Source organism: Rhizobium sp. SEMIA4064, from assembly GCF_003025035.1.
GTDB lineage: Bacteria > Pseudomonadota > Alphaproteobacteria > Rhizobiales > Rhizobiaceae > Rhizobium > Rhizobium paranaense.
This window is the reverse complement of sequence record NZ_PYJN01000019.1, coordinates 39,857-52,372: the sequence shown is the minus strand read 5'-3', so window position 1 is coordinate 52,372 and position 12,516 is coordinate 39,857. Positions and strand designations below refer to the sequence as shown.

Annotated in this window: 9 protein-coding genes and 1 pseudogene; 9 read left to right on the top strand and 1 reads right to left on the bottom strand. The window is 58.3% G+C overall.

Annotated elements, in window-relative coordinates; all coding sequences use genetic code 11:
* Positions 1 to 10 precede the first annotated feature (10 nt).
* The 9 genes and pseudogenes from C9E91_RS13980 (at position 11) to olsC (ending at position 9,001) form a co-directional block, all read left to right on the top strand.
* Positions 11 to 352, top strand: a complete 342-nt coding sequence (locus tag C9E91_RS13980) for an SMR family transporter (protein ID WP_107108910.1) — start codon at positions 11 to 13, stop codon at positions 350 to 352.
* 75 nt (positions 353 to 427) lie between these two features.
* Positions 428 to 1,113: pseudogene (locus C9E91_RS13975) on the top strand (IS5 family transposase); the annotation flags it as partial.
* Positions 1,114 to 1,397: 284 nt separating this feature from the next.
* Positions 1,398 to 2,183, top strand: coding sequence for a ThuA domain-containing protein (locus C9E91_RS13970; protein WP_107108909.1), 786 nt, complete (start codon positions 1,398 to 1,400; stop codon positions 2,181 to 2,183).
* Between the two features lie 8 nt (positions 2,184 to 2,191).
* Positions 2,192 to 3,235 carry a Gfo/Idh/MocA family protein gene (locus C9E91_RS13965; RefSeq protein WP_107108908.1) on the top strand — a complete coding sequence of 348 codons (1,044 nt, stop codon included), beginning with the start codon at positions 2,192 to 2,194 and terminating at the stop codon, positions 3,233 to 3,235.
* Between the two features lie 379 nt (positions 3,236 to 3,614).
* Positions 3,615 to 4,634: a helix-turn-helix transcriptional regulator gene (locus C9E91_RS13960; RefSeq protein WP_181316088.1), complete on the top strand. Its 1,020-nt coding sequence runs from the start codon at positions 3,615 to 3,617 to the stop codon at positions 4,632 to 4,634.
* A gap of 149 nt (positions 4,635 to 4,783) precedes the next feature.
* A complete protein-coding gene (locus C9E91_RS13955; protein WP_107108906.1) occupies positions 4,784 to 5,608 on the top strand; it encodes a class I SAM-dependent methyltransferase in 825 nt (274 codons plus the stop codon).
* 258 nt (positions 5,609 to 5,866) lie between these two features.
* Complete coding sequence (locus tag C9E91_RS13950; protein ID WP_107108905.1) at positions 5,867 to 7,270, top strand: voltage-gated chloride channel family protein; 1,404 nt, start codon at positions 5,867 to 5,869, stop codon at positions 7,268 to 7,270.
* Positions 7,271 to 7,402: 132 nt separating this feature from the next.
* Positions 7,403 to 7,792: a fluoride efflux transporter CrcB gene (gene crcB, locus C9E91_RS13945; protein ID WP_107108904.1), complete on the top strand. Its 390-nt coding sequence runs from the start codon at positions 7,403 to 7,405 to the stop codon at positions 7,790 to 7,792.
* A gap of 363 nt (positions 7,793 to 8,155) precedes the next feature.
* A complete protein-coding gene (olsC, locus tag C9E91_RS13940; protein WP_107108903.1) occupies positions 8,156 to 9,001 on the top strand; it encodes an ornithine lipid ester-linked acyl 2-hydroxylase OlsC in 846 nt (281 codons plus the stop codon).
* 87 nt (positions 9,002 to 9,088) lie between these two features.
* Here olsC and C9E91_RS13935 read toward each other — a convergent pair whose 3' ends face one another.
* A complete protein-coding gene (locus tag C9E91_RS13935; RefSeq protein ID WP_107108902.1) occupies positions 9,089 to 12,412 on the bottom strand; it encodes a thiamine pyrophosphate-dependent enzyme in 3,324 nt (1,107 codons plus the stop codon).
* Between the last annotated feature and the right edge of the window lie 104 nt (positions 12,413 to 12,516).

Sequence of the window (12,516 nt, the reverse complement as noted above, 5' to 3'; positions counted from 1 at the left end):
GAAGACCGTAATGGCGAATGCATCCGTCTATGCGATGCTGCTGGTGGCGATTGTGCTGGAGGTGATTGGCACGACGGCGTTGCAGATGTCGCAGCAGTTTACCCGCCTCGGTCCTTCGATCGTGCTTGTCCTATGTTATGTCGGCGCCTTCTATTTCCTGTCGCTGACGCTGCGTGTCATCCCGGTCGGCATCGCTTATGCCATCTGGAGCGCGCTGGGTATCGTGCTGATCTCTGCCGTCGGCTTGGTGTTTTTTCGCCAGAAGCTGGATTTGGCCGCTATTATCGGCCTCGGACTGATCATCGCCGGGGTGCTCGTGGTCAATCTTTTTTCGAAATCCGTGTCGCATTAGGCTGAAAACCCAATCATATAGTTGATTATATATTGTCTTTCTGATTCAATCTAGCTGTTTGAAGGAGATTGGATCATGGCAGGGGAATTCTGGCTCGATGATTATCAGTGGGCGGCGATTGAGCCGCTGCTGCCGACGAACCAACCCGGAGCGCACCGCACCGACGATCGCCGCGTGATCAGCGGCATCATCCATGTGTTGAAGTCTGGCTGCCGCTGGCAAGACTGCCCGGCCTGTTATGGACCTTCGACGACGATCTATAATCGCTTCCATCGATGGTCGGCCCGCGGTATCTGGCGTCAGCTATTCGATGCTCTGGTCAAGACGGATGACACCGATATTCAGATGATCGACAGCACAACCGCCAAAGTCCACCGCTCGGCTGCAGGTGGAAAAGGGGGGCGGATGCCCAGGCCATCGGGCGCTCGCGAGGCGGCAGAACGACAAAAATCCATGCTGTTGTCGATCGTTGCGGCCGCCCCGTCGCGGTCAAAATAACACCCGGCCAGCGCGGCGACGCTCCCGTCGCCATCAGCCTGCTCGAACCCCTACCGCCCAGTCGTCTCTGCGCTGCCGATACCGCCTATGACAACAATGCCCTACGGCTTTTCCTCATCCAGCGAGGAACCTGTCCCGTCATTCCCAACAACCCGACCCGTAAACGAATCCAGCCGTTCGATCCCCAGGCCTATAAACGCAGAAACATCATCGAACGCATGTTCTGCCGTCTCAAGGACTGGCGCAGGGTCGCTACGCGCTACGACAAGCTCGCCACAAACTTCGCCGCAACATGCTATATCGCCGCAATCATCATTTGGTGGATCTGATTGCGTCTCGACCCTAGTGCGGGTTACACGCCTTACATTCACAGTTTATATTATGTGACCGAAAACGTTTTCGGTCCGGCGTTTTTGCCTTTGTCAAATCGCTAATGAGGGGCTATGTCTTGCATCAGGATGCCGACAGGAGAGTTGAGCGGCTATTTCTCAAAGCGCTTTGGATCGGCCAACCTATTCAATCGAGTGTGTTTTAGAGGAGCACCGAAATGACCATTCGCACCGTCGTTTGGGGGGAGAATATTCATGAGCAAACCAATAAGGTCGTAGCCGAAATCTATCCGGAAGGCATGCATACGACGATTGCCAAAGCGCTGAATACCGATGCCGGCATAGAGGCGACGACTGCGACGCTGCAGGAGCCGGAGCATGGTCTGAGCGAGGCACGGCTGAAGGACACGGATGTCCTCGTCTGGTGGGGTCATAAGGACCACGGTGCCGTGAAGGACGAAATTGTCGAGCGGGTCGCCAAGCGCGTCTGGGAAGGCATGGGCTTGCTCGTGCTGCATTCCGGCCATTTCTCGAAAATCTTCAAGCGGCTGATGGGCACGCCCTGCGCGTTGAAGTGGCGCGAAGCGGGCGAACGCGAGCGCCTTTGGGTCATCAATCCCCGCCATCCGATCGCCGCCGGTCTTGGCGAGCATTTCGAGCTGGAAAACGAGGAAATGTATGGCGAACAGTTCTCCGTTCCCGAGCCGCTGGAAACGGTGTTCATTTCCTGGTTCCAGGGCGGTGAAGTTTTCCGCTCCGGCATGACCTGGCGTCGCGGCGCGGGCAATATCTTCTATTTTCGTCCCGGCCACGAGACCTATCCGACCTATCACAATGAGACCGTGCAGAAGGTGCTGATCAACGCCGTCAAGTGGGCGCACAATCCGCTCGGCACGCAGACAAGCATTCATGATGCGCCGAATGTCCCGGTCGAAAAGGCGCTGGAGCCGATCGTCGAGCGTGGCCCAAGACTCCACCAGGCCGGCGAAGCCGGTTATCGCTGAGGTACGATATGCGTCTCATAGTTGTTGGCACGGGCGGCATGGCGAAGAACCATGTAGAGCATTTTGCCCGTATTCCAGGAGTCGAGATCGTGGGCGCCGTCGATACGGATGCGACGAGGCTCACGGCCTTCACCGATATGTTCGATATCAAGAAGCGCTTTTCGTCGCTGGACGAAGCGCTGGCCTGGGGCGAGTTCGACGCGGCGACCAATGTCACGCCGGACCGGGCGCATCATCCGACCACCTTGCCGCTGCTTGCTGCCGGCAAGCATGTTCTCTGCGAAAAGCCGCTTGCGGAGAATTACGAAAAGGCACTGGAAATGACGGAGGCGGCGGAGCGCGCCGGCGTCGTCAATATGGTCAACCTCACCTATCGCAATGTCGCGCCGCTGCAGAGGGCACGCGAGATGGTGATATCGGGTGAGATCGGCACAGTGAAGCATGTGGAGGCGTCCTATCTGCAGAGCTGGCTCGTCTCACGGGCTTGGGGCGATTGGCGCAGTGAATCCAAGTGGTTGTGGCGGCTATCGACCGGTCACGGTTCGAACGGCGTGCTCGGCGATATCGGAATCCATATCCTCGATTTCGCTGCCTATGGCGCGGCGACGGATATCGACCATGTCTTTGCCCGGCTGAAGACCTTCAACAAGGCGCCGGACGAGCGCATCGGCGAATATACGCTTGATGCGAACGACAGCTTCTCGATGACGGTCGATTTCGCCAACGGCGCGCTCGGTGTGGTGCATGCGAGCCGCTGGGCAACGGGGCATCTCAACGAGCTGAAGTTGCGCATCTATGGCGAGCGCGGCGGGCTGGAGATCTCCCATAGCCCGTCCGGCTCCGAATTGCGGGCTTGCCTCGGCGACGATACGGAAACGGCGACATGGAAGGTTCTCGAGGTTCCGCCGGTGCCGACCAACTATCAGCGCTTTGCCGAAGCGGTCATGACCGGCAGCCATCAGGACCCGACCTTCCGGCATGCCGCTAACCTGCAGCGGGTGCTCGATCTTGCGATGGTCACAGAGTTGGAAAGACGCGAACTGAAGGTTTAACGGCGCCTCTATTTTGTCTCTGAGGTTTATGCGGCCGCCTTTGGGCGGCCGTTTCTTTTGGAGACAGTAGTATTCCGGGGCATATTTCGCCGGATTTTGGTAAAACAATGATATTGTTGATGATTTTTTGTATATTAGACAAAATAGATATTTAAAATATTCTATAAAATATCGATAATACCAAAAATGTTTCTTGTATTATTTGGAAATCATATCAATAAACTGATTCGGACATAATACTTATGGGTGTTGTGGGTGAAGTGCTTGGATCGGTCGATGAGGCCGAGGTGAGGGGACAATGCGGTTTGATCTCCATGCGCTAGACCGGGCAACGGACGGATTCTTCGGCGCTGCGCTGGATCCGACGCTGTGGCCGGTCGTGCTGGAGAAGGTCTCGGCCGCGACCGGATCCTACGGCGTCAACATCGCGCCGATCGAAGGTCGGTTGCTGAACACCTTCATCGTCACGGAAAGTCTTATTCCCGCGATGGAGAATTATTTCGCGGAAGAGTGGTATAAGCAGGATTTTCGCAGACTGAACGTGCCGATCATGCGACGTGCGGGAGTGATGGTCGAGCAGGATTTTGCGGGGGAGGACGAGTTCAAAACGCTCGACTTCTACCAATCCCAAGAACGTTTCGGCCTGCGTTGGTCGGCAATAGTGGGTTTTTCGTCAGGTGACGATCTCCTGGCTTTTGCCTTGCAGCGGCGGATCAAGGACGGTCCCTACAGTCGAGAAGAAGCAAGAAATTTATATCGCATTCGTCAGAAACTTATGATCACGGCGAGAATTATGCGCGACATATCCGCAAGTGAAGTGAAGGGCATGGCGGCCGCCTTCGAAATGGCCAATGTCGCCTGCGTCTTTTTCGATCGGATGGGTCATGTGACCACCGTCAACGAGAAGATGCGCCGATTGCTCGGTCCTGATCTGCAAATCACCCAGGGGCAAATGCGGCCGGTCCGTAAGGACGACGCAAACGCGTTCGACCGGCAGCTCAAGGCTATATTGGGCGAAGAGAACCTACTGACGATGGCGGAGCCCGATATCTTGCTGCTCAGCCGCAAAGGAAGGCGGCCGCTGATCGTACGCATGCAGCGCCTCGATGGCGATATGCAGGATATCTTCTGTCATTCCTGCGCCTTTGCGACCATCGAGGATCCCGAAGAAAAAGTCCACCAGCGCCCGGCAACGCTAACCAAGCTTTTTGGACTGACCCGCGCCGAAGCGGAAATTGCCCTGATGCTGGCGCAAGGCATGACTTTGCACGACATTGCCGCCCAACGCACCGTCAGCTATCAGACGGCGCGCGCCCATCTGAAATCGATCTACCGCAAGACCGACACGAACCGGCAACCGGAACTGTCCCTGCTGCTGGCAGGAATCAGGATGGGGTGAGACGCGGTCGGGCGAAGCCTGACCGGCATGCGTTACGATTTCTAGCGATCCGTCTCGTACACGCGAATTGCAACCGCTTGACGGAGCGGGGGCGGGGGCGCAGCATTCTTCCATGATCGTGTGAATGCGAGGTCATGGGAGAAGGGGTCATGTCCACCGAAGAAAAGGTTGCAAGCCACTATACGCATGGATCGCTGGGATCGACGATCCTTGGCGCGCTCACGGCCAGCGGCAAGGATATCGATCATCTCAGCACTGACGATCTCGCTGGTGTCGATGAATTCCATCTCGGACGGCGCGAGGCGACGGTGGAGTTCGCAAAGGATCTCGATCTGCTGGATGGCATGCGGCTCATCGACGTCGGATCGGGGCTTGGCGGACCGGCGCGCTATATCGCCAGCGCCTATGGCTGCATCGTCACCGGAGTCGATCTGACCGATGAATTCGTCAATGTCGCCAATGACCTGACGGCGCGCTGCGGCATGGCCATGCAAGTATCCTTCCATCAGGGAAGTGCTCTGGCGCTGCCTCTGGCAGATGAAAGCTTCGATCGCGCCACGTTGATCCATGTCGGCATGAACATCGAGGACAAGGCGGCATTGTTTGCCGAAGTACGGCGGGTGCTGAAGCGTGGTGGCCGGTTCGGTCTCTACGAAATCATGCAGGTCCGCGACGGCACGTTGCCCTATCCGATGCCCTGGGCGATGACGCCGGAGACGAGTTTCGTGTGCAGCCCAATGACCTATCGTCAGTTGCTCAAAGAGGCCGGCTTCACGGTGGAGTTCGAACAGGACCGCAGCGCTCTGGCAATCCGGATGGCGCAGGAGATGCGCGCGAGCGCCGCAAATGGCGGGCAGGGGCTGAGCCTCGGCGCACTGATGGGGCCGAGGGCGGCGGAGCGGATGGGCAATATCAGCACGGCGGTCGGAGGCGGGTTAGTCGCACCGATCGAAATGGTGGCCAAGGCCGGCTGATGGAGTCTCGCCTACTTTGTCCGGATTGACAGGAGCGTTCGCCTGTCTGTATGGAGAATCCAACGGTAATGGATTCTGCCGGGCCATGGTGGCCGAACCGCTGCTCTGAATTTCCAGGGACGCTAATGACTCCTACTCAACACGTCCGATAGGGCGAAGGAGTAGAGTCATGTCTGCAATTCTGTTGTTACCCCTTTCTTGCTCAATGATCATTTTCCCCGAAAGATCCACCGCTGGTCTTCCGGGAGAGGCGAACTGATGTCCGCATCCTTATTTTTTCATCATCGTTTTCAGCAACTGCGCAGCATATTCAAATGGATCGTCCTAGTGGTGCCGATGGCCGCCGTGGTCGGATCGCTCTGCGCGCTGTTTCTCTGGAGCCTCGACCGGGCAACGGCGGCGCGTTTCGATCAGCCCTGGTTGATCTTTCTGATGCCGGTCGCGGGCTTCCTGATGGTGCTGACCTATCAGCGCTTCGGCCGGGGGGCGGAGGGTGGCAACAATCTGATCGTCGAGCAGATCCATGAGCCCGGCGGCGGCGTGCCGCTGCGTATGGCGCCGCTTATCCTCGTCTCGACTGTATTGACGCATCTGGTCGGTGGTTCGGCGGGGCGCGAGGGAACGGCAGTGCAGCTCGGCGGCAGTATTGCCAGCGCCTTTGCTAAGCTTTTCCGTCTCAGCCATGCCGAAGTTCGTATCCTGCTGATGGCCGGCGTTGCTGCCGGTTTCGGCGCGGTGTTCGGTACGCCGATTGCCGGCGCGGTCTTTGCGCTCGAGGTGCTGACCATCGGGCGCATGCAATATGAAGCGTTGATCCCCTCTCTTGCTGCAGCCATTGCGGCCGACTGGACCTGCCATGCCTGGGGCATCGAACATGTTCAGTATCACGTCGCCTATCTTGCCGGCACGCCCGCGAGCACGTTTCATCTCGACCCGCTGCTGCTGGCAAAAGTCGGCGTCGCCGGCGTGCTTTTCGGACTGATGGCACGCTGCTTCAGCGAAATTTCCCATAGGATGTCGGCTCTCTTCAAGAGCATCTGCGCCTACGCGCCGCTGAGGCCGGTCATCGCCAGCGCAGTCCTGATCGGCCTCGTCTATCTGCTCGGCACGCGCGAATATCTGGGCCTCGGTGTCTGGTCGCCCAATATCGGCGATGCGACGATTCCGGGTTTCTTCGATCCGGCGCGTATCGACTACTGGAGCTGGTTTTGGAAGGCTGTCTTCACGATCGTGACGCTCAGCGCCGGCTTCAAGGGTGGCGAGGTGACGCCGCTATTCTTCATCGGTGCCGCACTTGGCAATGCCATTGCCGCCGTTCTCGGCGCGCCGGTCGATCTGTTTGCGGCTCTCGGTTTTGTCGCGGTTTTCGCAGGTGCCACCAATACGCCGCTCGCGTGCATGATCATGGGCATCGAACTCTTCGGCGCAATGCATACGGTCTATCTCGCTGTCGCCTGCTTTCTTGCCTACATCTGCAGCGGTCACACCAGTATCTATCTGTCGCAGCGCATCGGCATCGTGAAGAGTGCTGCCGCTAGTCACATTCCCGTTGACGTCACTCTTCGTCACGTTCGCGATCTCAACGTCAATTCACTCGGGGATATGGTCGGCAAAGTTCGCCGGGCGCCATCACAAACCCAATGGGAAGGCTCGGAGCCATGATCCGTCACGATCTGCTCTGAAAGGCAACGCGACAGGTTGCTGGCCAGGCATTGGAATGCGGTCGTCGCGACAGGACGGCTGAAGGTTTTCTGAAAGCAGATATCGTTGTGTAATTTCTACTAGGGGAGTTCCATGAATTATCTGATCGTCTTCCTTGGCGCCGGATTGGGCGGCGCCTTTCGTCTTGGCGTCAATCAGGCGAGCATCCGCTTGTTTGGTCTCGGCTTTCCCTATGGGACTCTCGTGGTCAATGTCGTCGGCTCATTGATCATGGGCTTGCTGACCGAATATTTCGTTCTCCGCAGTGGCTTGTCGCAGGAGTTGCGGCTCTTTCTGACCACGGGCATCCTCGGCGGCTTCACGACATTCTCGACCTTTTCATTGGATGCCATCGCTCTCTGGGAGCGGGGCCAATGGGCGAGCTCGTTGATCTATATCATGTTTTCCGTTTTCCTGTCATTGGCCGCATTGGTCGCCGGGCTCATGATCATTCGGCTGCTCGGGCAAAGCCAGACGGCATAACTCTGCGCCCGGATGTAAGCTGGAGACGCTTGGCGCGGCTATCGAAAATGTGAAGCTGCCTGCGGCAAAAAGCATTGTTGTCGGCCGTATTTTTGCCGATTCCGCGGTGCAGCATTTCGGGAAATTCGTTGGAATTTCATCGCACAACAAGACGCCGCTCTTGCGAACGGTTCCCCTTGCGAAATTCGACTAACGAACTCATATAATCGCCTATTGTGATCATTGCATAACAGAGGAGTCGCGCGTCGATCAGGGATGAGCCAGGCAAGCGCTGAATTGTCGGACCGTCGCCTCTCCAAGATTTCTACGCAATTTCTCCCGAGACAAGATTTCCTCCCCCAATACAGCCCCTATTAGACAGACATGACGGAGAGCACTTTGAGCGTACCAGCTCCCACAACCACCGAGCCGCGTGCTCCGGAACAAACCTTCGGCACAGCCGGCATCGCACCGATGGACCGGCCCAGCGCAATGACACGCTTTTTCATGGGCATCGTCGCTTGGGCCGAAAGCCTCAACCTGAAATATGCCAAGCTCGGCAATCCGCCGGTCTATGACAATGCGACCTTTCCCTGGGCCGCCGAGATCGAGAAGGACTATCCCGCGATCCGTGCCGAGCTGGAAAAGGTGCTGCTGCGCCAGAGCGAGCTGCCGACCTTCCAGGACATTTCCACCGATGTGAAGACCATTTCGACGGATAGCCGCTGGAAGACCTTCTTCCTTCTCGGTTTCGGCGTGAAGTCCGAACAGAACATCAAAGCCTGCCCGAACACCTGGGCGGCCGTGCAGAAAATTCCGGGTCTGAAAACGGCGATGTTCTCGATCTTCGAGCCGGGTAAACACCTTCCGGCTCATCGCGGCCCCTATAACGGCGTGTTGCGCCTGCATGTGGGTCTCATCGTGCCGGAGCCGAACGATCAGCTCGCGATCCGCGTCGACAGGCAGGTCTGCCACTGGCAGGAAGGCAAGGCGCTGATTTTCGACGACGCCTATGAGCATGAGGCCTGGAACCACACCGACAAGACCCGCGTCGTGCTCTTCGTCGATTTCGTCAAGCCGCTGAAATTCCCGGCCCGCGTGGTCAACTGGGCGCTGATGAACCTGGCGATCTTCACGCCGTTCATCCGCGAAGGCCTCGACAATCACAAGGAATGGGAAAAGAAGTTTTATGCCGAAGCCGAGGCGCTGAGAAACCGCCCGAAGGCATGACGCGTACCGGCATGTAGATCATACGGAAAACCCCGGAATCTCTGAGATTCCGGGGTTTTGTTTTGGCTGAACTGACGTTGTTTACAGCTATTTGATCGTTCGCACGATGGCGGCGCCCGATGTCATGCCGCCGCCGAAGGCGACGAGGCCGAGATTGAGCGGCTCGGGGTGTTCTTTGGCAACGTGCATCATGGCAAGCGGGATGCTTGACGAGCTGGTGTTGCCGTAGGTTTCGATGACGCTGAGCGCCGGCCGGCCACTGCGCTTGGCAATGGTGTCGATGATGCGCTGGTTGGCCTGATGCGGCACCAGAAGATCGAGATTGGCGAGTTCAAGCCCGGCATCGACGCAAGCGTCCTCGATCGAGCGCGACATGGAATGCACGGCTTCGGTGAAGACCGAGCGGCCGTTCATCGAAATGACGCCTTCGTCCGGCAGCGGCACATAGAGAAGGTCACCCGGCTCCGGACGGCCGCTGATGACCGGACGGCTCGCGGCAAACAGCGGATTGCGCGCCATGTCGCGGCTGGTCACGAGACATGCCGTGGCGGCATCGCCGAACAGGATGGCCGTCGAGAAATCGTTCATGTCGAGCAGCGGCGATAGCACTTCCGAAGTGACAATCAGCACCTTGGCGTCGTTCTGCTGGGCGATGAAGTCGTAGGCCTGCTGCAGGGCGTAGAGATAGCCGGAGCAGGCGGCTCCCATGTCATAGGCGGCAAGCGAAGGCCGCACGCCATCTTCGGCAACGGCAACCGCAACACGGCTTGCAAGCGACGGCGTGGCAATATCGGGCGTGCCTGTCGCTGCGATGACGAGGTCCATGTCATGGATCGTCATATTGGTCTGGCGCAAGAGATCGCGGACAGCCTTGGTCGCGAGGCTCAACGTGCCTTCGTCGGGGCCAATCCAGAAGCGGCTCTTGATGCCGGTCAGCGCAAAAATTTCCTCGGCGCGCCGGTTCGGCCAGTTATGGATGATGTCTTCGTTGCTGACGCGGCGGGCGCCGGTCGCAAAACCCATGCCGCTGACGGCAATTTCGGAGAAGTTGCCGGAATGACGGCGGAGCGCCGGGATCGAATGGGATTTCAGCCGCCGGAGCACGAACTTATTATGGGCTTCCGAGGCAAGCGCGAAATTGCGTTCGCTGAGGTCACGGTCGGCGTCGACGGTCAAAAGCGCGCTGTCGGTGGCGATCTGATCGCCGATCTTGGCGAAAACTTCCTGAACAACGCCGCCGATATTGGCGCAGATTTCGACCGAAGCCTTGGTTGCTTCGACCACGGCGACGAGCTGGCCGACTTCGATCGTATCGCCGGGCTTGACCAGCATATCGGTCACCAGCACGCTTTCATCGGCAGGGCCGGAGCCGATGGCCTTGATGGCTGCAGTCGGGCCGGACTTGTCTTCCTCATGCCAGGTAACCTCGCATTCGAGAACCTCGGCCATCAGATCGACCAGCTTGCTGTAGGATGGCAGCGTTTCCAACTGATTGCGGAAATTAAACGGCACATGCGCATCCGAACGGGCGAGCCGGCGGACGACGACCGGTACGTCGGTCTTCTCGGTGACGGTCGCGACGATTTCGGCGCCCATGCCGACCGTGCGATTGTCCTCATGCACGACGATCAGGCGCCTGGTGCGCTTGGCGCTCGCAAGCACTTCCTTCTCGTCCCAGGGCGAGATCGAGCGGAGGTCGATGACTTCAACCGAAAATCCCTGGGCTTCGAAGGCACTCGCCGCCTTGGCACAGAGCGAAACGGTGTTGCCGTAGGTGACCAGCGTCAGGTCGCGGCCGCGGGCGACGTAACGTGAGAGGCCGGGGCGGACGAAATGCTTATCGAGATCGGTGGATGTGCGACCGTCGGAATTGTTGAGCACGGCCTTTGGGTAGAGGAAAACGGTCGGGCGGCGTGACTCGAAGGCTGCGTTGAGCAGGCCAGCGGCATCGCCGGCGCTGGAGGGCATGACGACGTCGATACCGGGCGTGTGCGCCAGCATGCTCTCGAAGCTTTGCGCATGGAACGGTCCGAGGCCCGGCTTGTAGCCGCCACAGCTCACCATGAGGATGACGGGTGATTCCCAGGCGCCCTGGGTGCGCCAGAACATGCTGCCCATTTCCGAGACGATCTGGTTATAGGCGAGCGGCAGGAAATCGGCGAATTGCAGGAAAGCAACCGGGCGCTGACCGGCAAGCGCACGGCCGACCGCGGTGCCGACAATGGTGGATTCGCTGAGCGCCGCATTGTGCACCCGTTCGGGATATTTCGTGCTGAGACCGCGGGTGACGCCGAAGACGTCGCCCTTGGGGTCTTCGATATCCTGGCCGAAAAGGACGACATCCGGATTGTCGGCAAGCTGCTTGTCGAGCACGCCGTTCAGCGCCTCGCGCATGGTCAGCGTGGCGGCACTCTTGCCGCCGCGATATTCAGTCGTCTTGTCGAACGAAGCCGGGTAGGGCGCCTTCGCTTCCGGCTCGACATGCGGCGCATCTTCCTTGCGGGCAAGGGCTGCTTCCGCCTGCACCTCGGCGGTCAGATCTTTCTCGATCTGTTCCAGTGCGGCAGCGTCGACACCCGCTTCCAGCAGAGCGGCACGCAGATTGACGAGCGGATCGCGGACGGAGCCGGTCTCGATCTCTTCCTGGGTGCGATAGGTCTTCTGGTCATCGGCATTGGTATGGTCGGATAGGCGCTCGACATTGACAATTACGAGGCTCGGCGTGCGGTTGTTGCGGCTGTGGCGGACAGCTTTACGGAAAGCTTCGCGCGACGCCTGCAGATCATCGCCATCGGCACGGATGATATCGAGACCGTAGAAAGAAGAGGCGGGTCCGTTTGGCAGATCGAAGAAGGTCTGCTTGGTGGTGCGCGTCGAGATGGAGAAACTATTGTCTTCGACGATGAAGACGACGGGATATTGGCTGCGCACGGCTTCAGCCACGGCTTCGACAAATTCGCCCTGCTGCGTAGTGCCGTCACCGAGGCAGCAAATGGCGATCGGCATGCCGGACTTGTGTTTCAGCGCCGCGCCGACGCCGACGGCATGCAGTGCATTGTTGCCGACGGGGCCGACGATCGAGGTGATGTTGAGAGCGCGGGAGGAAAGATGCGCGCTCATCTGTCGGCCGGCGGAATGAGAATTGGCTGTGGCGAGAAGACTGGAGAAAAACTCACGAATGGGCATGCCGCGCGCCAGCATCAAAGCTTTGTCGCGATAATGCAGATGCAACCAATCGTCATCATGGAGGAATTCGTTGAGCAGCGCCGTCGACTCATGTCCGGCACCGGAAACGTGAAAATGTGCTATGCCTTGCTTGATGAATTCTCGTTCAAGCCGGTCTATTTCACGCGATGTGAAAAATATTCTATGAAGTTGCTTGAGATGATCTGGGGTAAATCTCCCTTCCATTTCAATGATTTTCCTAATCTGTCATGACCATCAATTTGCGTCGGATAGGTACCCCCGTGTGGTATCTTTTTCAATACACGTTAAATGACAATATCTTCTCGGTT

What these genes read in the sequence shown, in the direction of transcription:
- olsC (WP_107108903.1), top strand. Translation starts at nt 8,156, where the DNA reads ATGACGGAGAGCACTTTGAGCGTACCAGCTCCCACAACCACCGAGCCG.
- C9E91_RS13970 (WP_107108909.1), top strand. Translation starts at nt 1,398, where the DNA reads ATGACCATTCGCACCGTCGTTTGGGGGGAGAATATTCATGAGCAAACC.
- C9E91_RS13950 (WP_107108905.1), top strand. Translation starts at nt 5,867, where the DNA reads ATGTCCGCATCCTTATTTTTTCATCATCGTTTTCAGCAACTGCGCAGC.
- C9E91_RS13955 (WP_107108906.1), top strand. Translation starts at nt 4,784, where the DNA reads ATGTCCACCGAAGAAAAGGTTGCAAGCCACTATACGCATGGATCGCTG.
- C9E91_RS13965 (WP_107108908.1), top strand. Translation starts at nt 2,192, where the DNA reads ATGCGTCTCATAGTTGTTGGCACGGGCGGCATGGCGAAGAACCATGTA.
- C9E91_RS13935 (WP_107108902.1), bottom strand. Translation starts at nt 12,412, where the DNA reads ATGGAAGGGAGATTTACCCCAGATCATCTCAAGCAACTTCATAGAATA.
- crcB (WP_107108904.1), top strand. Translation starts at nt 7,403, where the DNA reads ATGAATTATCTGATCGTCTTCCTTGGCGCCGGATTGGGCGGCGCCTTT.
- C9E91_RS13980 (WP_107108910.1), top strand. Translation starts at nt 11, where the DNA reads ATGGCGAATGCATCCGTCTATGCGATGCTGCTGGTGGCGATTGTGCTG.